The following is a 23909-nucleotide window of genomic DNA, read 5'->3' on the forward strand; positions in this document are numbered from 1 at the left end:
TTCGGGTCATGAACGTCGACGGCGTGTTTGTGGGGGAACCGAGCGTCCTGGGTCACCGCCGGGACCGGCCGGTGCTGAGCGCGATCACGAAGGCGCGGGTCACGGCGCCGGAGCTGAACCTGACCGAGCTGAACCTCGACGGCGACCGGCAGGCCGACCTGACCGTGCACGGCGGGGTCGACAAGGCGGTCTACGTCTACCCGGCCGAGCACTACCCGGCCTGGGTGGCGGAGGGTTTCGACGCCGAGCCGGGTGGCTTCGGCGAGAACGTCTCGCTGACCGGCGTCACCGAGGACGACGTCCGGATCGGGGACGTCTGGGCCTGGGGCGACGCGCTGGTCCAGGTCTCGCAGCCGCGGCAGCCGTGCTTCAAGCTGGCGATGAAGACCGGCCGCAAGGACGTCACGCCGCTGATGATCGACAGCGGGCGCAGCGGCTGGTACCTGCGCGTGCTGCGGCCCGGCACGGTCCCGACGTCCGGGCCGGTCGAGCTCGCCGAGCGCGCGGACGGCCCGACGATCACCGAGGTGTACCTCGTCTCCTTCGCCAACTACGGGCAGCTGCCGGAGGACAAGGTCGAGGCCGCGCTCGACCTGGCCGACCGCGTGCTGGCCGCCCCCGCGCTCTCGGCGTCCTACCGCGACGGCGTCCAGTCCACTGTGGACCGCTGGCGGGCGCGGCGTGCCGGGTGACGGTCGCGTCGCCCGCGGCGACGCGACCCGGCGGCTGGTGCTGCGCCGGGCCGTCGACGTCGCTTCGGTCGACGGCCTCGAGGGCCTGTCCCTCGGCAGGCTGGCCGCCGAGCTGGAGCTGAGCAAGAGCGGCGTGTTCGCGTTGTTCGGCTCCAAGGAGGAGCTCCAGCTCGCGACGATCGACGCCGCCTGGGAGATCTTCGCGTCCGCCGTGACCACCCCGGCGCGGGCGGCCGCGCCGGGCCTGCCGCGGCTGCGCGCGGTGTGCGAGAAGTGGCTGGACTATTCGGAGCAGCGCGTCTTCCCCGGCGGGTGCTTCTTCTTCAACGTCGGCGCGGAGTTCGACGCGCGCCGGGGCCGGGTGCACGACGCGGTCGCGGCGGCGAGCGGCTCGTTCGCGGAGTTCATCCGGGAAGCCGCGGTGGAAGCGGTCGCGCTCGGGCACATCGGCGCGGACGCCGAGGTGCTGGCGTTCGAGCTGCACGCGCTGGGGCGCGCGGCCAACGCGGACGCCGTCCTCCACGGCGGGGGCCGGCCCTACGCGCTGGCGCGGCGGGCGATCCGGGCGCGGCTCGACGGTGCCGCCGTGCGTTAGCAGCCGTGCTGTCGGGTTTCTGTTGACTTCGCCGGTGTGTGCTCCGTAAGATCGGTTTCGGATCGGGGATTCGGGGCGGCCGAGGCTGCCTTTTCAGGGGGATGAAACTGTGAAGAAGTTGGCGCGCCCGCTCGTCGCGGGTGCTCTTTCCGCTGCGGTTCTGCCTTTCGTTTCCGGAACCGCGGTGGCGGACGACGTCCCGCCGCCGATCGTCGAGGAATACGACTACCCGGGTGCCGACGCGATCTACGCGCAGTACCACATCCGGCTGCTCAAGGGTGACGGGCACATCCTGTTCACCGACTGCGCCGCGACCGGCCCGCTCGTCAAGGTGTGGAGCCGGATCGCCGAGCGTTCCTACTTCTGCTTCCGCATCACCGGGGAATCCGGCTACCTGACCATGGACGTCCCCGACGTGTTCGCCGTCACCGGCGACACCCACGAGCTCAAGGCCACCGTGATGATCAAGGGCACCGCGACGCCCACCGACGTCATCAAGAACACCTACACGCCGGTCGGCGAGGGTGTCGACCCGCAGAACGGATTCACCCCGCTCGTCGAATTGCGGTCCGGCCGGTCCTGATCCGGCCGGAAATCGATACTACATCCATTTACGCGGTTCGGCCGCGGGCAAATCACCGCGGCCGGGACCGCGATTTCGTCGCGCCCAGGGGGCAACGAGATGCTGTGTCGTTCCTTGCCAATCCGGCCACAGTCACGGCCGAATGGCTTTGTCGCAACGGTTACGTGCCGTGCTGGGGTCGGCCTGCTTTTGGCCGGATTGGCAAGATCGTTCCGCAGACCCGTGGCCGCCGTGCTCGCCGCCGTCGGTTTCCTGTCCGGGGTGACCGCGTTGCCCGCGGCCGCCGCCGAACCGGCGCCGCCGAGCGAGCGGCAGCAGGCCCTCGAACAGCTCCGGACCGGCGGGCCCGGCGTGCAGGTCGCCGCCGAGCGGGCCCTCACCGGCTCCGACGCCGACGTGCACGCCTTCCTCACCACCGGGCTCGCCGTCGCCGCCGAGCAGGACCTGCGCGTGCGCCTTTCGCAGCTCGTCTCGCGCGCGGGCCCGGGGTTGCGGCGCGCCCTGCAGACCGCGTCCGGCGGCACCGTCCCGCAGATGCAGGCCTTCCTCGACACCGGCTGGCAGCAACCCAGCCTCGACGACCTGCGCGTACAGGTCACCCAGGCACTGGCCGCGGGCGGCCCCGGCGTCAAGCGCGCCGCCCAGACGGCACTGGCCGGCACCCCCGAGCAGCAGCGCGCATTCCTCACCACCGGCCGGGCACGGGCCCAGGCCGGCGACGACCGGGTGCGTGTCACCCAGCTGATGGCGGCGGGCGGTCCCCAGGTCAAGCGGGCCGCCCAGATCGCGCTGGACGGCACCGACGAAGACATCTCGCGCTTCCTCACCGCCGGCTACCCGGTCGCGGTCGCGCAGGACCACGAAACCCTGACCGTGGCCCAGCTCGCGGACCTCGCCGCGGACGCGCAGGCACGGGCCGCGACGCAGACGGAGACGGCGAAAGAGGCTGCCGCCCAGGCCCTGCAGGCCGCGGAGCTCGCCAAGCAGGCGGCGCAGCGGGCGGCCCAGGAGACCGAGGCGGCCCGCAACGACTCCCTGACCGCGGCCGCCGCGGCGGGCCGGGCCGCGGACGCGGCGAGGCGTGCCGCCGACGCGGCCAGGACGGCGATCCAGGCGGCGTCCGCGGCCACCGAGTCGGCACGGATCGCCGCGAGCGCGGCGTCCCAGGCCGCCACCGCGGCCGTGCAGGCCGGCCAGGCCGCGACCAACGCGCGCAACGCGGCGGCCGCGGCCGCGTCCGACGCCGGTCAGGCGGACCGGGCGCGGCAGGCCGCGGTCGAGGCCCGTCAGGTCTCGTGGAACGCCCGCAAGGCCGCTGACGCCGCGCGCGGTGCGGTGGCCGCGGCGCTCGCCGCGGCCGGGGCCGCCAGCGCGGCCGCGTCGGCCGGGCAGAACGCCACCGCGGCCGGCGATGCCGCCAACGCCGCCGGCGGGTTCGCCGAGCAGGCCGGCGCGCAGGCCGACCGCGCCCGGCGCGCGGCCCAGCAGGCGAAGCGCCAGGCCGCCGAAGCGACCCGGGCGGCGAACGCCGCCACCGCGCTGGCGAACGAGGCGGTCGGGGCGGCCAACCAGGCCGCCGCGGCCGCGGATTCGGCCGCCGCGCACGCCGATGCGGCGGCCACCGCCGCCGAGGAAGCCGCGGCGCACGCCGGGGAAGCCGCCCACGCGGCCGAACGAGCCGAAGCCGCCGCGCGTGAAGCGGACAACGCCGCGAAGGACGCGAAGACCGCGGCCGACACCGCCGCGGCCGTGGCCGAGACCGCGCGCAAGGCCGACGACGAGCGGCTGGCCCAGCAGGAAGCGCAGGAGACGGCCGAAGCCGAAGCCGCGAAGGACGCCGAAGCGGACGCCCAGGCGGACGCGAGCTGGACCGCCGGCGAAGAGGCCAAGCTCGACGCCGAAACCCAGCGGCTGCTGACCGAAGCGCGGACGCCGGGCGCCGACGCGGCCGTGGTGGTCCGCAACGGCCGCAAGGCCGCGGCCGCGCTGCGCAAGCTCGGCGGCCCGTTCACCCGCACCGCCGCGGACACGGCGCTGACCGGCGACGACTACGACGTCAAGGCGTTCGTCACCACCGTCCAGCCGGCCACCGAGCGCAAGGACGACCGGGCCAGCGTCGCGGCCATCGCGGCGTCCACGGCTCGCCCGGCCGAGGCGACGACCGCGCGGACCGCGATGGTCGGCACCGACGCGCAGGTGCAGGACTTCCTGCGCAACCGCAAGTACCCGGGCAGCGAAACCGACGACCGGGTGCTGGCCACCCAGATCATCGCGGCGGGCGGGCCCGGCGTGCAGGCCGCGGGCCGGCGTGCCCTCGACGGCACCGCCGACGACGTCCGGGCGTTCCTGCGGACCGGGCAGTACACCGCCCGCGAGGCCGACGACCGGGTGCTGGCCACCCAGGCCGTCTCGACCGGCGGGCCGGAGGTGCGCGCCTCCGCGCGGGCCGCGCTGGCCGGGCCGGCGAGCGTCGTCCGGACCTTCCTGGAGTCCGGGCTGCACCGGGCGCGGCAGCGGGACGCGCTGACCGCGACCCACCGGGCCGAGGTCGCCGGGTACGTCGCCGGCGCCGCCCGCTCGGCGGCGCTGGCCCGGCAGAACGCGGCCGAGGCGGCCAAGGCCGCCGCGGTGGCGCGGGGCGCGGCCGACGACGCGGCCCGCTACGCCCAGCAGGCCAAGGACTCCGCGGACCTGGCCAAGACCTACGCCGCGCAGGCCGAGGCGTCGGCCCAGGACGCCAAGAGGTCGGCGGACGCGGCGGTGCAGTCGGCGAACCAGGCCAAGCAGGCCGAGGCCGCCGCCCAGCAGGCGGCCCAGCAGGCCCAGCAGTCTGCGAACCGGGCCCAGGCGTCCGCTTCGGACGCGGCGGCGTCGGCCTCCGACGCCCGGGCGGCCGCCGACGCCGCGGCTGCCTCCGCCGCGGCCGCCAACCTCAGCCGCGACCAGGCCGTGCAGGCCGCGGCCGACGCCTTCCAGCGGACGATCGAGCTCTACCTCCGGGAGATCGCCGAGGCCGCGGGTGGCAGCCGTCCGGACATGACCGACCCCGACGGGCACCCCTACCAGGACGACCAGGCGGGCCACCCGGCCTACCACGAGCCGACGCCGTGGGAACGGGCCGCGCTGCGGGAGTACATCCAGATGCTCTCCATGCAACAAGGCGCGGCCGCGCTGTTCGTCTGCAACAACCGGCCGATCACCTGCGCCCTGTTCAACCACTGGGCGCGGGCGAGCGGCGACGACTACGTCCTCAGCGCCGACCAGATGAGGAGCTTCTACAACGATCCGCAGTGGCAGGCGGCGCTCAACCGCAAGCTGGCGGCCTACGCCAACCAGGCGGCGGCCAAGTGCACCGGGCCGGTCGGCTTCACGTGCTCGCTGAAGCTCGACACGAACTGGCTCGGCGAGCAGTTCACCCAGGTGCCCGACCACATCTTCTCGTTGCACTCGTTCGAGTACCGGGTCACCGGCGACCTCACCGCCCGGGTGACCGGCGACGGGACGGTGCAGCTGACCGGCGGCTACCGCGTGGACCTGAAGAAGGCGTACAACTTCGACCCCGAGAAGCCGCCGATCACCGTGCACGGCGTCGACTACGATGTGAAGGCGCTGTCGCAGATGCCGACCGTCGGCCTCGCGCAGGACTTCACCGTGCAGGGCAGCACCAACCAGAACCTCGACATCGTGGGGCACCGATGAATCCGCCGGATCCGCGAGGAGTGCGATGCGCGCACGGCCGCTGACGGCCGTTCTCGGGCTCCTTGCCGCGGCCGCCGTGCTGGCCGGCTGCGGCAAGGAGCCCGACCCGCGGGCCTACCCGGGCAGCGAGAGCGGGGTGAGCTGGGAGGACGCCGCGGCGCGGTACCGGATCTCGCTCCCGTCGTGCCCGGTCGAGGGCTTCCGCTTCGACGTCCAGCCGCCGCTCACCGACCGGCTGGCCGTCACCTTCACCGCGGCCAAGTCCTGTGTGGACGGTTACCTGAAGCAGTACGGGGTCGACCCCGCCACCCCGTCGGGCCACTGGCCGTCGGGGGCGTCGGGGACCGCGGGCGGGGCGGCGATCCGGCCGGACGACCCGCCGTTCGACCCGGCGGAGATGCGGCAGTTCGGCTGGGTGCTCGACCCCGGCGTGCGGTACGACCTCTACTTCGGCTTCCACTCGCCGGACCGGTGGTCGACGTTCTGGGTGCTCGTCAAGCCCGGCCCGGACCGGGAAGTCGTCTACCTGCGCAGCAAGACCCTGGGCTGAGGCCTCACTTCCAGTCGACCTGCGGCGAGCGGTAGAAGTCGATCCCCTGCGCCACCCAGCGCGGGGACTGCTTCGCCAGCCGGAGCCGGTAAGCGTCCCAGTCGTGAGTGCTCCGCGGCGACCAGCCGATCTCCGCGATCCCCGGCAGCCGCGGGAACGCCATGTACTCGATGTCGTCGCTGGTCCGGATCGTCTCGGTCCACAGCGGCGCTTCGACGCCCGCGACCTGGCTCTCGCCGACGCCGTTGACCAGCGTCGCCGGATCCCAGTCGTAGCCGTCCCGCACCTCGATCAGCGCGACCCAGTCCTGGCCGAGCGGCGTCTGCGGGGTGTACTTCATGTCGAGGTAGGCGTAGTTCGCCGGCGACATGAGGATCTTGTTGCCGCGCGCCGCGGCCGCCGCGACGTCCGGGTCGTCGCCCCCGAAGCCCCAGTACTGCGGGACCGCCGACACCGGCGGGACCGACTTGGCGATCTCGTGCCAGCCGGTGACCTTCTTGCCGTACTTGGCGACGATCGGCTGCACCTTCCGCTCGAACGCCAGGTAGTCCGCGGGCGGCGTCGAGTGGGCCTCGTCGCCGCCGATGTGCAGGTACTCCCCGGGCGTGAGGGCCGCCAGCTCGCGCACGACGTCCTCGACGAACCGGTAGGTGATCGGCGAGGAGATGCACAGCGAGCTGTAGCCGACCTCGGTGTCCGTGCGCGGCGGCACCGCGACGCCGTCGCAGTTCAGCTCCGCGTACGTCGACAGCGCCGCGTTCGTGTGACCCGGCATGTCGATCTCCGGGATCACCGTGATGTGCCGAGAAGCGGCGTACGCGACGATGTCCTTGTACTGCGCCTGCGTGTAGTAGCCGCCCGGGTCGCCGCCGACGGCCGTCTGCCCGCCCACCGTCGCCAGCTTCGGCCAGCTCTTGATCTCGATCCGCCAGCCCTGGTCGTCGGCCAGGTGCAGGTGCAGCGTGTTGACCTTGTACTGGGCGATCTGGTCGATGTACCGCTTCACCTGGTCGGGCTTGAAGAAGTGCCGGGCGACGTCGAGCATCGCGCCGCGCTGCGCGAAGCGCGGGTAGTCGAGGATCGTGCCGCCGGCGACGGTCCACGTCCGGTGCTGCACGCGCGGGGACTCGATGGCCGACGGCAGCAGCTGCCGCAGCGACTGCACGCCTTCGAAGAGCCCGTCGGCGGTGTTGGCGGTCAGCGTGACGCCGTCGCGGGCGACCTTCAGCAGGTAACCCTCGGTGCCGATGCGCGGGTCGTGGCCCAGCTCCAGCGAGATCGCGGGCAGCCCGGCGGCGCGCGGCACGACCGGTAGCGGGTAGCCGGTGGCCGGGCGCAGCAGGCCGCGCAGATAGTCGGCGACCTGGCCGGCCCCGCGGCCGGCGGTGATCACGGTGAACGGCGTGAGCCGGAAGCCGCCGCGGGGGTCGGCCTGCGCCGAGACGGGCGCCGGGACGACGTCGGTCACACTGCGTTCGAGGGCGGCCGGGGCGGCCGCGGCGGAAGCGGGCAGGCCGGCGGCCGCGAGACTCACGACGGCCGCGGTCAGGACGGCTCGGGACAAGCGCATCGAAGCACCTCCGGTCGGGGACTCCCTGCAAAGGTACAGACCAGCCGGTGCATTTGGAACAGTTCTTAACGAAGGGCGGCGCGGATGGCCTCCAGGACGCTGGGGTCCTCGATCGTCGAGGGCACCGCCTCGTCGCGGCCGTCGGCGATCGCGCGCATCGTCTTGCGGAGGATCTTCCCCGACCGCGTCTTCGGCAGCGCGTCCACAATGGACACGTCGCGGAACGCCGCGACCGGGCCGATGTCCCGCCGGACCATCGCCACGAGCTCGTCGCGCAGCTGCTCCGGGGCGATGTCCGCGCCCGACTTCAGCACCACGAACCCGCGCGGCAGCTGGCCCTTGAGCTGGTCGGCGACGCCGATCACGGCGCATTCGGCGACCGCCGGGTGCGCGGCCAGGACGGCTTCCATCGACCCGGTGGAGAGCCGGTGCCCGGCGACGTTGATGACGTCGTCGGTGCGGCCCATGACGAAGAGGTAGCCGTCTTCGTCGAAGTAACCGGAGTCGCCGGTCAGGTAGTGGCCCTCGTAGCGGGAGAGGTAGGCCTCGCGGTACCGCTCGTCGGCGCCCCAGAGCGTCGGCAACGACCCGGGCGGGAGCGGCAGCTTCACGGTGATGGCGCCTTCACGCCCGGCGGGCAGCTCGCCGCCGGCCTGGTCGAGGATCCGGACGTCCCAGCCGGGGACCGGCTTGGTCGCGGACCCGGCCTTGACGGCCATCGGCTCCAGGCCGCGGGGGTTGGCGGCGATCGGCCAGCCGGTCTCGGTCTGCCACCAGTGGTCGACGACCGGGACGCCGAGCTTCTCGTGGGCCCAGTGGTAGGTCTCCGGGTCGAGCCGTTCGCCGGCCATGAACAGCGTCCGGAACTGCTCGAGGTCGTACTTCGCCAGCTCACGGGCGTCCGGGTCGACCTTCTTGACGGCCCGCAGCGCGGTCGGCGCGGTGAACAGCGCCTGGACGCCGTGTTCGGCGATGACGCGCCAGAACGCGCCGGCGTCGGGCGTCCCGACGGGCTTGCCTTCGTACATGACCGTGGTCGCCCCGACGAGCAGCGGCGCGTACACGATGTAGGAGTGGCCGACGACCCAGCCGACGTCGGACGCCGTCCACCAGACGTCGCCGGCGTGGACGTCGTAGACGGCGGCCATCGAGTAGGCGAGCGCGACGGCGTGGCCGCCGGTGTCGCGCACGACGCCCTTCGGCTTCCCGGTCGTCCCGGACGTGTAGAGGATGTACAGCGGGTCGGTGGCCGCCACCGGCACCGGGTCGGCGGGCTCGGCGCCCACCGCCAGCTCGCGCCAGTCGAGGTCGCGCCCGGTCAGCACGGCAGGCGCCTGCTCGCGCTGCAGCACGACGACGTGGTCGGGCTGGTGCTCGGTCATGCCCAGCGCGGCCTCGATGATCGGCTGGTACTCGACGACCCGCGTCGGCTCGATGCCGCAGGACGCGGCGAGGATGACCGTGGGCTTGGCGTCCTCGATCCGCGCGGCCAGCTCCTTGGGCGCGAACCCGCCGAAGACCACCGAGTGCACCGCCCCGATCCGCGCGCAGGCCAGCATCGCGATGGCGGCTTCGGGCACCATCGGGAGGTAGACGATCACCCGGTCACCCTTGGTTACCCCGAGTGAGTGAAGCGCCCCGGCGAAGCGCGCGACCGTGTCCCGCAGCTCCTCGTACGTGTACGTACGTTGCCGCCCGGTCACGGGAGAGTCCCAGATCAGCGCGGCCTGGCCGCCGCGGCCGGCCTCGACGTGCCGGTCCAGCGCGTTGTACGACGTGTTCAGCTCGGCGCCGGGGAACCACCGGTAGAAGGGCGGGTTCGAGTCGTCCAGTGCCCGCTCCGGCGGCTTCGTCCAGCTGATCGACTCCGCCGCGGCCAGCCAGAACGCGTCCGGCTCGGTCAGGCTGCGCCGGTAGGCTTCGGAGTACGCGGCCATGCTCCGCTCCTTCGCGTCGGACGTTGCGCCGATCCCCATCATGGCGCGGGAGCGGCGGGCGCGCCGGATTCCCCGGCGGAAAGACCCGGCAACCTCACGGAGCCCGGGAGCGTCCTAAGCTGGACCGCGGGAAACGCCGCGCGACGGCTACATGGCGAACACGGACAGTGAGGGGAGCCCGGCGGTGAACGGACTCGCGAGCGCGTTGCTCTCGCTAGCCCATTCCTTGTTCGGCCCGGGTTTCTGCCCCGGCGACTGGGTTTGGGCCACGAGTGCGGCCGGCGCGCTCGTCGCGCTGCTCCCGCCGATCGGCGCGGTCGCCGTGTCGATCATCCGGAAGGGCACCGGCAACCGCTACGACGCCACGACGCTGTCGGTGTTCGGCGCGATCGGCCTGTTCAGCGCGCTGGTGCTGCCGTGGCTGCTGTCCAACGGCGTCTCGGGCGTCTACCGGGCGGCGTGGGCGGGCGAGAAGACCGGCCTGAGCAAGGTCGAACTGGCCACGCTCAACGGCCCCGGCGGCTGCTGGGTCGACAACCAGAAGGACTACCTCGGCGGCGGCCAGACCGTCTACGACGTGCTGTTCGCCAAGAACGGCAGCGACCTCCCGTTCTTCGTCTACCTGCTGGCCTTCGCCGTGCTGGGCGCCGGCTCGCTGTTCTTCGTGATCCTGCAGGGCCGCACGGCCTTCCGCCGCGGGCCGAAGTGGCCGTCGCGGTTCTTCTGGATCCCGTTCGCCGCGATGCTGGTGTTCAGCGTCGGCATGGAGGCGAACACCGCGCTGCACTTCTGGCTCGGCTTCCTGCCGTTCAGCGTGCTGGGCCTGATCCCGGTCGCGATGGTCGGCCCGCCGCCGTGGTCGGTGATCAACCGGTCGGACCGGTCGGACGAGCCGCCGCCGCGCCGGCCGGAGCAGGGGCCGCCGCCGTCGCAGGTCCAGCCGCGCCCGACCCCGCCGCCTCCGCCACCGCTCCCGGCCAACCGCCCGTACCCGAAGACGGCCCTGGCCTCGGCGCCCGAGCCGCCGTCCCCGCCGGCCGGCGCGCTGGCGGCGGCCCCGGGCCCGATCCCGCCGCCGCCGGGTTCCCGCAACGCCGGCGGCAGCCGCTACCGCCGCGTCAAGCAGCTGGGCGCGGGCGGGTTCGGCACGGTCTGGCAGGCCGTCGACACCCAGCTCAACCGCACGGTCGCGCTGAAGATCGCGCACGCGCCGGACCGCGACACGGCCGAGCGCATGCAGCGCGAGGCCCGCGCGCTGGCCGTGGTCAGCCACCCGAACTGCGTCAAGGTGTACGACCTCGCCGAGGAGCCGGACGGCCTGGCGCTGGTGATGGAGTACCTGGAGGGCCGTCCGCTGGCCGAGCTGGTCGACGGCCAGGGCCCGATCGACGACGTCGCGGCGGGCCGCCTGTGGGCGACGATGGCGGGTGCCCTGGCGGCGGCCCACGAGAAGGGCGTCCTGCACCGCGACATCAAGCCGTCGAACATCGTGCTGGACCCGAGCGGCCTGGCCCACCTGATCGACTTCGGCATCGCCCGCAGCCAGGGCGACTCGAAGATGACGGCCACCGGGATGATGATCGGCACGCCGGACTTCGTGGCCCCGGAGCAGGCGATGGGCTCCCCGGCCTCCCCGGCGTCGGACGCCTGGCAGCTGGCGGCGACGATCAGTTACGCGCTGTCCGGCCAGCCCCCGCGCGGAACGCGGGAGACCCCGATGGCGGCGCTGATGGCGGCGGCCCGGGCCGAGCCGGTTTCGCGGTTGCCGCAGCGCAGCGCGCACGCCCGGCTGCTGGCGGCGTCCCTGGACCCGGAGCCCCGTCGGCGTCCGACGTTGAACGCCGTGCGGCGCGAGGTGGAGGGCTGGCTGTCGCGGGCGGGCAAGTCCGCCGACGGCCCGGTGACGCGGGTGGTGCCGCGGCAGCCGGGGAGCGGGCTGCCGCGTCGCTAACCGGGCTTGACGGCCGAGAAGCTCACGATCTCCTTCGGGCGGGCCTTGACCTCGACCTGCTCGAAACCGGCCCGCTCCAGGCGCCCGGGCAGGGTCGCCGCGTCGAGCACGTTCATCGTGTCGCCGATGTGCAGGAGCCGGAAGCGGAAACTGAGCTGGCTGTCGGTGCCGCAGAACCGCCCGCCCGGCCGCAGCACCCGGGCGGCCTCGGCGAAGATCGCGTCCTGCAGCGACACCGTCGGGACGTGGTGCAGCATCGTGAAGCAGACGACCGCGGAGAAGCTCCCGGTGCCGAACGGCATCTCGGCGCCGCTGCCTTCGCGGACGTCGGCGCGGTCGCCGAACTTCGTGCGCAGCAGCTCGGTCGACGCGGGATCGATCTCCAGGATCGTCAGCTTCGGGACGACGTCGAGCAGCACCTTCGTGGTGGCGCCGAAGCCGGGGCCGATCTCGAGGACGTCGTCGCCCAGGTCGTGTTTCGCGAGCCAGCCGGGCAGCACGTCCTCGACCATCGAAGCCCACTTGGCCGAGCTGCAGATCTTGCGGTGGATCAGGTTCATCGGCATGCGTCCGACGCTATTCCGGCCCGCCGGTGACTGGTAGCCGATACGCTGCCAACCAATGTCGTCAAACAGCCAAGCCATGCTCCTCGGCGCCTTCGACCTGCCCGCCGGTACCTGGTTCCCGTGGCACGAGCACCCGGTGCACCAGCTGGTCTGGTCGGCCCGCGGCGTCGTCGCGGTCAAGGCGGGCGACGCGGCCTGGGTGCTGCCGCCGACACGCGCCCTGTGGATGCCCGCCGGCGTCCGGCACCGCACCGGCGCGCTCGGGCGGGCGGCGCTGCGGGGCATCTACGCCGACCCGTCGCTGTCGCCGGTGTCCTGGCCGGAGCCGCGGATGGTGGTCGTCCGGCCGCTGCTGCGGGAGCTGCTGGAGTACCTGACCGGCGACGGCGTCGCGCCCGCGGCCCGGCTGCGCGCCGAAGCCGTGGCCTTCGACCTGCTGGAACCCCTGGACGTCGTGCCGATCGTGGTGCCGTCACCGGCCGACCCGCGCGCCCTCGACGTGGCGACGGCGGTGCTCGCGAACCCGGCGGACCCGCGCACCCTGGCCGAGTTCGGCCGGGACGTCGGGGCCGCGGAGCGCACGCTGGCGCGGATCTTCGTCCGCGAGTGCCGGATGCCGTTCGGGACGTGGCGCACGCAGGTGCGGCTGCGTGCGGCGTTGCCGTTGCTGGCGCAAGGGACGCCGCTGGAGCCGGTGGCCTACCGCGTGGGCTACAGCTCGGCGAGCGCGTTCGTCGCGGCCTTCCGGCGCGCGGTGGGTGTCACGCCGGGCGCCTACTTCGCCGGCTGAACCCCGCCCCCGCCCCAAGCGCCCCAATGTGGCCTTCGGTGCGTTGAACGCACCGAAGGCCCCATTGGGTGCGGTGAACGCAACCAAGGCCACATTGGGGCGCGCGCCCGGGGCTGGCTACCGCCAGGAGGGCAGCCAGCGCTCGGCTTCCCACTGGCCGTTCGTGATCGCGATGCCGTTCAGGATCGGCCACAGCCAGGCGAAGTTCGCCACCACCAGTCCGACGTACAGCGACACCACCAGCAGCCCGGTCCCGCGTCTCTCGAACCCGCGCCGGGCGCTGCCCAGGATCTGGCCCAGGCACAACGTCAGCCCCAGCACCAGGAACGCGGCCAGCGGCGTCGCGTAGAAGAAGTACATCTGGCGGTCGATGTTGGTGAACCAGAAGACGTACCCGCCCAGGTACCCGACGAGCACGGCCGCGTAGCGCCAGTCCGCGCGGAAGATCGAGCGCCACGCCGCCCAGCCGAGCATCGGGATCGCCAGCCACCACATCGCCGGCGTGCCGATCAGCATCGTCGCGCTGATGCAGCGGGCCTCGCCGCAGCCGGTGACTTCGCCGTTGTAGCTGTAGAGCATCGGGCGCAGCCCCATCGGCCACGTCCACGGCTTCGACTCCCACGGGTGCGGGCTGTCCTTGGGCGTCACCAGCGTCTCGTGGAAGTGCAGGACGTTCGCCGTGTAGTCGCCCAGCGAGCGCAACGCCGGCGGCATCCACGCCCAGAAGCCCGGCGCGATGTCCTTGATCTCGGTGTAGTGCCGGTCGGTGGCCGTCTCGCTGGCGAACCAGGCCCAGTACGCGGCGAAGTACATCAGGAACGGGATGACCAGGATGGCCCACAGCGCGGGGGCCACGTCCCGGCGGATCGTGCCCAGCCAGGGCCGTTCGACGCCGGCCGCGCGCCGGGCCGCGACGTCGAAGAAGACGGTGAGCAGCCCGAACGCGACGATGTAGTACAGCGCCGACCACTTGACGCCGAAGGTGAGCCCGATCATCAGCCCGGTCGCGAACCGCCACCAGCGGAAGCCCAGCTTGGGGCCCCAGACCGACTCGTTGACCCAGCCCTCGCGGACCGCCGTCGCGAGCCGTTCGCGCACCTGGTCGCGGTCGGCGAGCACGCAGGCGAACGCGGCGAGCACGAACAGCGCGATGAAGATGTCGAGCATGCCCATGCGCGACTGCAGGTGCAGCACGCCGTCGCTGATCACCAGGATGCCGGCGATGCCGCCGAGCAGCGTCGAGCGCGTCAGGCGGCGGGCGATGCGGATGGTCAGCAGCACGATCAGCGTGCCGGCCAGCGCGGGCATGATGCGCCAGCCCCAGCCGTTGTAGCCGAACAGCCACTCGCCGATCGCGATCAGCTGCTTGGCCAGCGGCGGGTGGACGACCAGCTCGTAGCCGTAGTTGTCCTCGTAACCGCCGTTGCGCAGCACCTGCCACGCCTGGGGCACGTAGTGCTTCTCGTCGAAGACCGGGCTGCCCTTGTCGGTCGGCACGCCGAGGTTCTGCAGGCGGACGATGCCGCCGATCACCGTCAGCACCAGGGTGACGACCCAGCCGCGCAGGCGGTCGGCCGGCATGCCGCGGCCGAGCAGCGTCAGCTCGCGGTCGGTGGGCGGCCGGAGCGCCTCGACCGGGTCCGGCCGGACGCTTTCGTCGTCGGGACGGGTCAGCACGGCGGTCACGGGGGCGATCCTACGGGCGAGGCAGGGCGTGCGTCGTGGCGGATCCGCTGATCAGCCTAGGCTGGTGGGGTGACCCAGGGCCGCCTCATCCTCGCCGCCACCCCGCTCGGCGACGTCCGCGACGCTTCCCAGCGCCTGGCCACGGCCCTGGCGGAAGCCGACGTCATCGCGGCCGAGGACACGCGCCGGTTTCGCGCGCTGGCGACGGCGCTGGGCGTGACCCCGCGCGGCCGGGTGGTGAGCTTCTACGAAGACGTCGAATCCGCGCGCCTGCCCAAGCTGCTCGAAGCGTTGCAGGCGGGCGAGACGGTGGTCCTGGTGACGGACGCCGGCATGCCGAGCGTGTCCGACCCGGGCTTCCGCCTGGTGGCGGCTTGTGTCGCGGCGGCCCTGCCGGTGACGTGCCTGCCGGGCCCGTCGGCGGTGACGACGGCGCTCGCGTTGTCCGGGTTGCCCTGCGACCGGTTCTGTTTCGAGGGCTTCGCCCCCCGCAAGCCGGGCGAGCGCACGCGCTGGCTGACGGCGTTGCGCGACGAGCCCCGGACGGCGGTGTTCTTCGAGTCCCCGCACCGGCTGGAGTCGCTGCTGGCGGACGCGGTGTCCGTTTTGGGCGGTTCCCGGCAGGCGGCGGTGTGCCGGGAGCTGACGAAGACGTACGAAGAGGTGAAGCGGGGGACGCTGGCGGAGCTGGCCGCGTGGGCCGAGGAGGGCGTCCGCGGCGAGATCACGGTGGTCCTGTCCGGAGCGGCCCCGCGGGCGGTTTCGGTGGCGGACCTGGTGGCCGAGGTATCGGACCGCGTGGCGGCCGGCGAGCGCCTGAAGTCGGCGGCGGCCGAGGTCGCGGAGGCCGCTGGGGTGTCCAAAAAGGAGCTGTACGACGCCGTGCTGGCGTCCCGGGTCAAGTGAGCAGCGCCGTCACCGCGGCATGCGCCTTCGCCGCGTCCGGCGCGTCCCCGGTGATCACGTCCGTGTACACGAACGACTCGCCGATGCGGACCAGCAGGTAGGCCAGGTCCGGCACGGGCAGCGGTGGCACCAGCCGGCCGGCCGAGACCTCCGCGGCCAGCAGCGTCTCCAGCTCCGCCGTCGTCCGGCGCTGGCACACGCTCGCGCGCGTGGTCAGCAGCCGCAGTGCCCGCTCCGGCTCGCGGCGGAGGAAGTCGCGGAACGGTGGTGCGTCGTTCGCCAGCCGGACGTACCCGCTCACGAAGTCCGCGATCCCCGCCGCGCCGCGGCCGGCGCACGAAGGGAGCAGGCGGGCGATCGTGGCCGAGGACAGCGACCAGAGGATCTCGCCCAGCAAAAGATCGCGGGACCCCACCCGGCGGTGCAGCGTCGCCCGGCTGATCGACAGCTCCTGGGCCAGTTCCCCCATGTCGACCCGGCGGCCGGCGAGGAACCACTCGCGGGCGAGCTCGAACTCCTGAGACATATGTCAGAATGTCTCACAACCACGACGGAGAGGGAACGCGACATGCGCGCAGTGCAGGTGACCGAGTTCGGCGGACCCGAGGTGCTCACGCCGGTCGAGCTGCCCGACCCGGTGGCCGGGCCCGGCGAGGTCCTCATCGACGTCGACCGCGTCGGCGTCAACTACGCCGACACCCACCAGGCCGAGAACAGCTACCTCGCGCCGAGCAAGCTGCCGCTCGTCCCCGGTGGCGAGGTCGTCGGGCGCACGCCGGACGGCAAGCGCGTGGTCGCCCTGCTCAACGGTGGCGGGTACGCCGAGCGGGCCGTCGCCCCGGCGGCCATGACCTTCCCCGTGCCCGACGGCATCGACGACCTGACCGCGCTGTCCATGCTGGTCCAGGGCACCACCGCCTGGGTCCTGCTGCGCAGGAACGCCCACCTCGAAAAGGGCGAGTCGGTCGTCGTGCACGCCGCCGCCGGCGGGGTCGGGACCGTTGCCGTGCAGCTCGCGAAGGCCTGGGGCGCCGGCCGCGTCATCGCCACCGCGAGCAGCGACGAGAAGCGCGCGCTCGCCCTCGAGCTCGGCGCCGACGTCGCCATCGACTCCCGCGCCGAGGACATGACGGCCGCGCTGAGCGAGGCGAACAACGGCCGCCGCGTCGACATCGTGCTCGACATGGTCGGCGGGAAGACGACCGACCAGAGCATCGCCGCGCTCGCCCCGTTCGGCCGCCTGGCCTTCTACGGCATGGCGGGCCGCGAAAACCCGAAGCCGGTCGAGCTGCGCAACGTCCTCGGTCACAGCACCACGATCAGCGGCATGTGGCTGCCGCACGTCTTCCGGCTGCCGGGCAACGTCTTCGGGACCGCCCTCACCGAGCTGTTCGACCTGGTGCAGGCAGGCAAGCTCAAGGCCGTCCCGGGTGGCGAGTACGCGCTGTCGGACGCCCGCGGCGCGCACGAGGCCCTGCGGTCCCGCAAGACCGTCGGCAAGCTACTGCTCGACCCCGGCAAGTAGCGGGTTCGCCAGGAGGTGTTCCAGGGGTGCCGCCTTGTGGAGGCACTCCTGCCACTCCGCCTCCGGGTCCGAATCCGCCGTGATCCCGCCACCCACGCCGAGCGCGATCTCGCCGCCGGCGATCTCGAACGTCCGGATCGCGACGTTCAGCTCCAGGCCCGCCGCCGGTGACACCAGCCCGATCGCGCCCGTGTACACCCCGCGGCCGCAGGTCTCCAGCGACGCGATCAGGTCCAGCGCGCGGATCTTCGGCGCGCCCGTCACCGAGCCCGGGGGGAACGTCGCCGCCAGCAGGCCGGCGTCCGAAACCGACGGCCGCAGCACGCCGGTCACCGTCGAGTCCAGGTGCCAGACCCCCGGCGCCGGCCGGACCTCCAGCAGCGACGGCACCGTCACCGAGCCCACTTCGCACACCCGGCCGAGGTCGTTGCGGACCAGGTCGGTGATCATCACGTTCTCCGCGACGTCCTTCTCGGACCGGCGCAGCAGCGCGGCATTCCCGTCGTCCGCGGGCCCGCGGCGGGGGAGCGTCCCCTTGATCGGCGTCGACCGCACCGCGCGGCCGTGGCGGGCGAGGAACAGCTCCGGCGAAAACGAGACCACCGACCCCCACGAGCCCGACAGGAACGCCGCGCGCCGCGGGGCCAGCCGGGAGACGCCCGCCGCGAACAGAGCCGACGGCGAGCCGGTGAACGACCCGGTGAACCGGCCGCAGATGTTGGCCTGGAACAGCTCGCCCGCCTCGATCGCGTGCACGCACGCCTTCACCGCGTCCCGGTGCTCCGAGGGCAGCGGCCGCCGCAACGGCCCCGCGGTCCAGGACGAAGCAGGCGCCGGAGCCGCCAGCAGGGATTCCATTGTGGACACCGAGGGGCCGCCGCCGTCGAGGGACTCCAGGTAGCACGTCCCGGAAGCGGACCACCGCAGCACGTGGTCCGCCCAGCCCCACGCGGACGCGGGCAGCGCGCCGGTCCGGCCGGACGGGTCGGCCAGGTCGTAGGCCAGGTACCCGAACCAGCCGCCGCCGATCACGCCCGGCGGCGCGTCGAGCTCCGGCGCACCGGCGGGAAACGCGCCCGGAGCCACCGTCAGCGACGGCGCGATCACCGCCCGCGCCCCGAACCAGTCGCCGGACAGCATCGCCGGCGGCGGCAGGCCACGGGACGCGGCGTGGCGGGCCAGCACGGAAAGCGCGCGCGACGGCGTCACGTCCGTCCGGAGTGGCCTGCTCGTCACGCGCATGGCGACATTGTCGCCGCTCCTACAGCAAAAGGTCGCCCAATGTGAACGGGTACACGACGGCGTTCTGCTCCACCGGCCCGGCGATGCCGGGAACGTCCGGCGTGAGCGCGTGCTGGTGCACGCCGAGCCGCGAGTGGAACCAGCCCGCCCGGCCCGGGATGCCGTTGTGCCGGACCAGCCACAGCACGACTTCGCTGTCGGCCCAGCGGTCCGGGTGCAGGCGGTGTTGCCAGCAGTCGTAGTCGGCGTAGACCAGCACCCGCTCGATGCGGGCCGCGTGCCGGACGTGCTTGATCCACGCCTTGACGAACCGGTCGTCGACGCTCGGCGCCGCCACCTCCAGCGCCGGCGCGAGGGAGCCGGGCGCGAACGCGCCGAGCCTGCTTGCCGTGCGCACGAAGAAGTCCGCTTGGTCGTGGACCGCACCGGGCCGCGCGTAGTGCCGCCCGCCGGCGTGCAGCCCGGCTTCCTGCGCGCCGGCCAGGTTGCGTTCCGCGGCGGAGTTGCTCCAGTTGACGTTCTCGCTGATCGTCACCGACACGAACCGGGTGTGCGCGGTGCGCACGGCCTGCCAGTCCGTCACGTGCTCGCGGTGCGACAGCGAGATGCCGAGCTCACTCTCCGGCTCTGTCACGGTCCGCCCCCGGCGCGTCGGTGGAGAGCACACCATACGTCGCCGGAGGCGGACCCGCAGTGACACACGCGCGGTTGATCAGGCGTTTTCCTTTTGGAACGTCCGGGTGCCCCACCACACGGACAACACCGCCATCACCAGCACCACGACACCGCCGGTGAACAGGGCGTCCATCGTGAAGTCGCCGCGGAAGGTGTTCCGCTCGATGTCCACCACGTGCCGGAAGGGGTTGATCTGCGAAATCGTGTACAGCCAGTCCGGCGCGACGCCGGACGTGATCGGCAGCAGGATCCCCGAAAGCAGCAGCAGCGGGATGAGCACCGCGTTGAGCAGGGCGGGGAACGTCTCCTCGCTCTTGAGCGTCAACGCCAGCGCGTAGGAGCAGGACGCCAGCGACACCGCCAGCAGGAACACGATCAGCAGGCTCAGCAGCACGCCGCCGACCGGTGCGTTCAAGTCGAACGCCAGGTACGCCAGCGCGATGATCAGCAGCGCCTGGACCACCGCCTGCAGCGCGCTGGCCAGCACCTTGCCCAGCAGCAGCGCGACCCGGCTGACCGGCGTCACCCGGAACCGCTCGACGACGCCGGAGCGGTACTCGGCGAGCAGGCCGAAGCCGACGAACGAGCTGCCGAACAGCGCCAGCTGGGCGATGAGCGCCGGGGTGAGCAGCATCCAGCCGTCCACTTCGGACAGGCCCTGCGCCTGCATGGCCTTGACCATCAGCGGCCCGAACAGGAACAGGTACAGCAGCGGCTGCATGATCCCGATCAGCACCCAGGTCGGGTTGCGCAGCGCCGCCGTCATTTCGCGGCGGAAGATCAGCCAGGTGTCACGCAGCACGGCCGGCCTCCTCCGCTTCCCGCAGCGAACGCCCGGTCAGGGTCAGGAAAACGTCGTCGAGCGTCGGCCGGTGGACCTGGACCGACAGCATCGCGATGCCCTTGGCGTCCAGCGCGCGCAGCAGCTCCGGCAGCGCGACGTCGCCGCGCGGCACCCGGAACCGGACCTCCCCGCCGTCGACGGACAGCTCCTGCGCGCCGGTGAGCCGCCCGGCGATCTCGGCGGCGTCCGTGGCCTGGCCCGGCTCGACGCCGACCTCGACGCGGTCGCCGTTGACCCGCGCCTTCAGCGCGTCCGGGGTGCCCTCGGCGACGATCCGGCCGTCGTCGATGACGATCAGCCGGTCCGACAGCGCGTCCGCCTCGTCGAGGTAGTGGGTGGTCAGGAAGACCGTGACGCCCTGCTCGGCGCGCAGCCGGCGGATGTGGTCCCACAGGTTGGCGCGGCTCTGCGGGTCGAGCCCGGTCGACGGCTCGTCGAGGAACACCAGGCCCGGTGAGTGGATCAGCCCGAGCGCGATGTCGAGCCGGCGACGCTGCCCGCCGGACAGCGTCTTGGTCAGCCGCTGGTCCAGCCCGGCCAGGTCGAGCTGCTCGGCGAGCTCGGCGCCGCGCGCGATCGCGTCGGCCTTGCTCATCCGGTAGAGCCGGCCCTGCAGCTCCAGCTCGTCGGCGACCTTGCTTTCGGGAGCGCTGCCGCCGCCCTGGGCGACGTAGCCGATGCGCTTGCGCACGCCCAGCGGGTCGGACAGCAGGTCGCAGCCGCCGACGGTCGCGGTGCCCGCGGTCGGCTTGAGCAACGTGGTCAGCATGCGCAGCGTGGTCGTCTTCCCGGCGCCGTTGGGCCCGAGGAAGCCGACCAGCTCACCCGCTTCGACGTCGAGGTCGACGCCCTTCACCGCGTGGACTTCGCCCCCAGTGCGGCCCTTGCGGCGGAACCGCCGCTCGAGACCGCGTGCCGTGATCATGAGATCCCCTCTCGAGAGTAGTCAAGCTCGACTAGTTGTAGCTCGACACCTTGCTCGAGACATCGTTCACTAGTCAAATTTGATTACGGGGGCGGATCGCCGAACGCCCGGCCGGCGTCGTCGGCCATCTCGTACTCGCCGGCCGCCAGCCGCGCGATCAGCGACCGGGCCCACTCCCGGCCGGTGCGGGCCTGCGCCGATTGTCCGCCGACCAGGTCAGCAGCTCACGCCGCACCTGGTAGCCGTGCGCGCGGCCGTACATGCGTACGACTCCGAGCACGAGCAGCCGTGTCGCCGACAACCGGACCTCCCTCTGGAATACGCGCGTGACGCCCTCCGTAGGCTAATAAGGTATGAGCACCCCTGTGTTGACCGCGGTGGCCTGGCCCTATGCCAACGGCCCCCGCCACATCGGCCACGTGTCCGGATTCGGCGTCCCGTCCGACGTCTTCTCCCGCTACCAGCGAATGGCCGGCAACCGGGTGCTCATGGTGTCCGGGACCGACGAACACGGCACGCCGATCACCGTCCAGGCGGACAAGGAGGACTCGACCCCGCAGCAGACGGCGGACAAGTACACCCGCCAGATCGGCACCGACCTGCAGGGCCTCGGCCTGTCCTACGACCTGTTCACCCGCACCACGACCGGGAACCACGCCGAGGTGACGCAGCAGATCTTCCTCGCGCTGCACCGCAACGGCTACGTCGTGCCCAAGACCACGCGCGGCGCGATCAGCCCCTCCACCGGCCGCACGCTGCCCGACCGCTACGTCGAGGGCACCTGCCCGATCTGCGGGTACGACGGCGCGCGCGGCGACCAGTGCGACAACTGCGGCAACCAGCTCGACGCCGCGGAGCTGATCAACCCGAAGTCGCGGATCAACGGCGAGACGCCGAAGTTCGTCGAGACCGAGCACTACTTCCTCGACCTGCCGGCGTTCACCAAGACCCTCGGCGACTGGCTGGGCACCAAGACCGACTGGCGCCCGAACGTCCTCAACTTCACCAAGAACCTGATCGACGACATGCGGCCGCGGCCGATCACCCGCGACCTCGACTGGGGCGTCAAGATCCCGCTCGACGGCTGGCGCGACCAGCCGCTGAAGCGGTTCTACGTCTGGTTCGACGCGGTGATCGGGTACTTCTCGGCCAGCGTCGAGTGGGCGCGCCGCTCCGGCAACCCGGAGGCGTGGCGTGAGTGGTGGGACAACGCCGACGCGCGCTCCTACTACTTCATGGGCAAGGACAACATCACCTTCCACGCCCAGATCTGGCCGGCCCTGCTGTTCGGGCACAACGGCGAGGGCGATCGCGGTGGTGAGCCGGGCAAGTACGGGAAGCTGCACCTGCCGGACGAAATCGTCTCCAGCGAGTTCCTCACCATGAGCGGCTCGAAGTTCTCGACCTCGCGCGGGCGCGTGATCTACGTCGAGGACTTCCTGCGCGACTTCGGCCCGGACACGCTGCGGTACTTCATCTCGGTCGCCGGCCCGGAGACCCAGGACACCGACTTCACCTGGGACGAGTTCGTCCGCCGGACCAACTTCGAGCTGGCCAACGAGTGGGGCAACCTGGTCAACCGGTCGATCTCGATGGCGCACAAGAACGTCGGTGCCATCCCGCGCCCGGAGGCCCCGACCGCGGCCGACGAAGAGCTGAAGGCGCTGTCGCGCAAGGCGTTCGACACCGCGGGCGCGCACCTGGCCCGGTCCCGGTTCAAGCTGGCGGCGGCCGAGGCGATGAAGGTCGTCACCGCGGCGAACAAGTACATCTCCGACCAGGAGCCGTGGAAGCTCAAGGACGACCCCACGCGGCGCGACACCGTCCTGCACACCGCGCTGCAGGTCGTCTCCGACGCCAACACGCTGCTGACGCCGTTCCTGCCGCACTCGGCGCAGAAGGTGCACGAGGCCCTCGGCGGCACCGGTGTCTGGGCCGCCCAGCCGGAGCTGAAGGAGGTCGACGACCTCGACATCGACGGCCGGGTCAACCCGATCCTCACCGGCGACTACGCGGCCGAGCAGGCGAAGTGGGAGTCGACGCCGATCGAGGTCGGCAGGCCCCTGCGGAAGCCGTCGCCGCTGTTCACCAAGCTCGACCCGGCGCTCGGCGAGACCGGTCCCGAGTGGGCGCCGATCATCAAGGAGTAAGAAGAACGCATGGGTGATCAGAAGCGCGAGCTGCCGCCTGTCCCGGACCGGCTCCCGGTGTCGGTGGTCGACGCGCACACCCATCTCGACGCGTGCGGCGCGGTCACCGCGGCCGATGTCACGGCCATGGTCGACCGCGCCGAGCGCGCCGGCGTCGCGCGCGTCGTCACGGTCGCCGACGACCTCGCCTCGGCCCGCTGGGCCGTCGAGGCGGCGGGCTGGGACCGCCGGGTGTTCGCCGCCGTCGCGATCCACCCGACCCGGACCAAGGAGTTCGGCGAGGCCGAGCGGGCCGAGGTGGAGCGGCTGGCGGCCGCGGACCGCGTGGTCGCCGTCGGCGAGACCGGCCTCGACTACTACTGGGACTACTCGCCGCACGACGCCCAGCAGGAGGCGTTCCGCTGGCACATCGACCTCGCGAAGCGGCTCGGCAAGCCGCTGATGATCCACGACCGCGAGGCCCACGACGACGTGTTGCGCATCCTGGCCGAAGAGGGTGCGCCGAATGCCGTAATTTTCCATTGTTTTTCCGGGGACGCGGAAATGGCGCGCAAGTGCGTCGACGCGGGCTTTGTCCTTTCCTTCGCGGGCACGGTGACGTTCAAGAACGCGAAGGACCTCCACGAGGCGGCCCGGCTCTGCCCGGCCGGGCAGTACCTCGTCGAGACGGACGCGCCGTTCCTGACCCCCCACCCGTTCCGTGGGCGGCCGAACGAGCCGTTCGGCGCCGCCTACACCGTCCGTCACCTCGCGGCGCTCAGGGGCGAAGCTGTCCACGAAGTCGCCGAATCGGTCCGGACCACCGCCGAGCGGATCTACCGACTCCCCAGTGTCACAACGGGTTGAACGCATTGCGACATAAGGGGTCTGGTGTACGCCACCTGATGGAGTGACCCAGATCACGACACTCCGGGGGGTGTTTGCGCAACCCGCCGCGACCCGTTACTGTCCCGTGATCGTGCCGATTGGGTCTGCGCTCAGCAGCTTCCGATCGTCACGCCCAGTCGTAGAGACGGCGCCCCC

Annotated in this window: 20 protein-coding genes and 1 pseudogene; 11 read left to right on the forward strand and 10 right to left on the reverse strand. The window is 72.4% G+C overall.

Annotation, left to right across the window (positions count from 1 at the left end):
- Positions 1 to 8 precede the first annotated feature (8 nt).
- The 5 genes from I4Q55_RS30855 to I4Q55_RS30875 all read left to right on the forward strand — a co-directional run bounded on the left by I4Q55_RS30855 (position 9) and on the right by I4Q55_RS30875 (position 6119).
- Complete coding sequence (locus I4Q55_RS30855; protein WP_206792648.1) at positions 9 to 692, forward strand: MOSC domain-containing protein; 684 nt, start codon at positions 9 to 11, stop codon at positions 690 to 692.
- Positions 682 to 1287 (forward strand): TetR/AcrR family transcriptional regulator, encoded by a 606-nt coding sequence (locus I4Q55_RS30860; protein ID WP_206792651.1) that lies wholly within the window; start codon positions 682 to 684, stop codon positions 1285 to 1287. Before I4Q55_RS30855 ends, I4Q55_RS30860 begins: the two co-directional genes overlap by 11 nt.
- Positions 1288 to 1471: 184 nt before the next feature.
- Positions 1472 to 1870 carry a hypothetical protein gene (locus I4Q55_RS30865; protein WP_206792655.1) on the forward strand — a complete coding sequence of 133 codons (399 nt, stop codon included), beginning with the start codon at positions 1472 to 1474 and terminating at the stop codon, positions 1868 to 1870.
- A gap of 222 nt (positions 1871 to 2092) precedes the next feature.
- Positions 2093 to 5569: an ALF repeat-containing protein gene (locus tag I4Q55_RS30870; RefSeq protein WP_206792658.1), complete on the forward strand. Its 3477-nt coding sequence runs from the start codon at positions 2093 to 2095 to the stop codon at positions 5567 to 5569.
- Positions 5570 to 5594: 25 nt separating this feature from the next.
- Positions 5595 to 6119, forward strand: coding sequence for a hypothetical protein (locus tag I4Q55_RS30875; RefSeq protein ID WP_206792661.1), 525 nt, complete (start codon positions 5595 to 5597; stop codon positions 6117 to 6119).
- A 4-nt stretch (positions 6120 to 6123) separates the two neighbouring features.
- Here I4Q55_RS30875 and I4Q55_RS30880 read toward each other — a convergent pair whose 3' ends face one another.
- Together I4Q55_RS30880 and I4Q55_RS30885 are read right to left on the reverse strand one after the other, a co-directional pair.
- Positions 6124 to 7689, reverse strand: coding sequence for a beta-N-acetylhexosaminidase (locus I4Q55_RS30880; protein WP_206792663.1), 1566 nt, complete (start codon positions 7687 to 7689; stop codon positions 6124 to 6126).
- A gap of 65 nt (positions 7690 to 7754) precedes the next feature.
- Positions 7755 to 9626, reverse strand: a complete 1872-nt coding sequence (locus I4Q55_RS30885; RefSeq protein ID WP_242547071.1) for a propionyl-CoA synthetase — start codon at positions 9624 to 9626, stop codon at positions 7755 to 7757.
- Between the two features lie 184 nt (positions 9627 to 9810).
- On the opposite strand from I4Q55_RS30885, the gene I4Q55_RS30890 reads away from it, so the two are divergent.
- Positions 9811 to 11577 carry a serine/threonine-protein kinase gene (locus I4Q55_RS30890; RefSeq protein WP_206792667.1) on the forward strand — a complete coding sequence of 589 codons (1767 nt, stop codon included), beginning with the start codon at positions 9811 to 9813 and terminating at the stop codon, positions 11575 to 11577.
- Here I4Q55_RS30890 and I4Q55_RS30895 read toward each other — a convergent pair.
- On the reverse strand, positions 11574 to 12143 hold the full coding sequence (locus I4Q55_RS30895) for a class I SAM-dependent methyltransferase (protein WP_206792670.1): 570 nt from the start codon (positions 12141 to 12143) through the stop codon (positions 11574 to 11576). The genes I4Q55_RS30890 and I4Q55_RS30895 overlap by 4 nt on opposite strands.
- Before the next feature lie 76 nt (positions 12144 to 12219).
- Between I4Q55_RS30895 and I4Q55_RS30900 the strand changes: the two genes are divergently transcribed.
- Positions 12220 to 12933: a helix-turn-helix domain-containing protein gene (locus I4Q55_RS30900; RefSeq protein WP_206792806.1), complete on the forward strand. Its 714-nt coding sequence runs from the start codon at positions 12220 to 12222 to the stop codon at positions 12931 to 12933.
- Between the two features lie 117 nt (positions 12934 to 13050).
- Here the strand turns inward: I4Q55_RS30900 and I4Q55_RS30905 are convergent, their stop codons facing one another.
- The gene (locus tag I4Q55_RS30905; protein ID WP_206792672.1) at positions 13051 to 14619 is read right to left on the reverse strand and encodes a dolichyl-phosphate-mannose--protein mannosyltransferase; all 1569 of its coding nucleotides are present in this window, start codon (positions 14617 to 14619) and stop codon (positions 13051 to 13053) included.
- A 69-nt stretch (positions 14620 to 14688) separates the two neighbouring features.
- On the opposite strand from I4Q55_RS30905, the gene rsmI reads away from it, so the two are divergent.
- Positions 14689 to 15525 carry a 16S rRNA (cytidine(1402)-2'-O)-methyltransferase gene (rsmI, locus tag I4Q55_RS30910; protein WP_206792675.1) on the forward strand — a complete coding sequence of 279 codons (837 nt, stop codon included), beginning with the start codon at positions 14689 to 14691 and terminating at the stop codon, positions 15523 to 15525.
- Here rsmI and I4Q55_RS30915 read toward each other — a convergent pair.
- The gene (locus tag I4Q55_RS30915) at positions 15518 to 16051 is read right to left on the reverse strand and encodes a QsdR family transcriptional regulator (protein WP_206792677.1); all 534 of its coding nucleotides are present in this window, start codon (positions 16049 to 16051) and stop codon (positions 15518 to 15520) included. The genes rsmI and I4Q55_RS30915 overlap by 8 nt on opposite strands.
- 42 nt (positions 16052 to 16093) lie before the next feature.
- On the opposite strand from I4Q55_RS30915, the gene I4Q55_RS30920 reads away from it, so the two are divergent.
- Entirely contained in the window at positions 16094 to 17050 is a 957-nt protein-coding gene (locus tag I4Q55_RS30920; protein ID WP_206792680.1) for an NADPH:quinone oxidoreductase family protein, read from the forward strand.
- Here I4Q55_RS30920 and I4Q55_RS30925 read toward each other — a convergent pair.
- The 5 genes and pseudogenes from I4Q55_RS30925 to I4Q55_RS49545 form a co-directional block, all read right to left on the reverse strand.
- On the reverse strand, positions 17027 to 18292 hold the full coding sequence (locus I4Q55_RS30925; protein WP_206792683.1) for an aminodeoxychorismate synthase component I: 1266 nt from the start codon (positions 18290 to 18292) through the stop codon (positions 17027 to 17029). The two genes, I4Q55_RS30920 and I4Q55_RS30925, sit on opposite strands and share 24 nt — an antisense overlap.
- Positions 18293 to 18311: 19 nt before the next feature.
- Positions 18312 to 18926, reverse strand: coding sequence for a glycoside hydrolase family 25 protein (locus tag I4Q55_RS30930; protein WP_206792685.1), 615 nt, complete (start codon positions 18924 to 18926; stop codon positions 18312 to 18314).
- Positions 18927 to 19004: 78 nt separating this feature from the next.
- Entirely contained in the window at positions 19005 to 19769 is a 765-nt protein-coding gene (locus I4Q55_RS30935; protein WP_206792688.1) for an ABC transporter permease, read from the reverse strand.
- The gene (locus I4Q55_RS30940; RefSeq protein ID WP_206792691.1) at positions 19759 to 20736 is read right to left on the reverse strand and encodes an ATP-binding cassette domain-containing protein; all 978 of its coding nucleotides are present in this window, start codon (positions 20734 to 20736) and stop codon (positions 19759 to 19761) included. The genes I4Q55_RS30935 and I4Q55_RS30940 overlap by 11 nt, the downstream gene beginning before the upstream one ends.
- A 202-nt stretch (positions 20737 to 20938) precedes the next feature.
- Positions 20939 to 21037 (reverse strand): annotated as a pseudogene (locus I4Q55_RS49545) (PadR family transcriptional regulator); the annotation flags it as partial.
- 52 nt (positions 21038 to 21089) lie between these two features.
- Here I4Q55_RS49545 and metG point away from each other — a divergent pair.
- Positions 21090 to 22886: a methionine--tRNA ligase gene (metG, locus tag I4Q55_RS30945; protein ID WP_206792694.1), complete on the forward strand. Its 1797-nt coding sequence runs from the start codon at positions 21090 to 21092 to the stop codon at positions 22884 to 22886.
- Between the two features lie 9 nt (positions 22887 to 22895).
- A complete protein-coding gene (locus tag I4Q55_RS30950) occupies positions 22896 to 23732 on the forward strand; it encodes a TatD family hydrolase (RefSeq protein WP_206792697.1) in 837 nt (278 codons plus the stop codon).
- Positions 23733 to 23909 lie beyond the last annotated feature (177 nt).

This window comes from Amycolatopsis sp. MtRt-6, assembly GCF_017308975.1.
In the GTDB taxonomy this organism is placed as follows: Bacteria; Actinomycetota; Actinomycetes; order Mycobacteriales; family Pseudonocardiaceae; genus Amycolatopsis.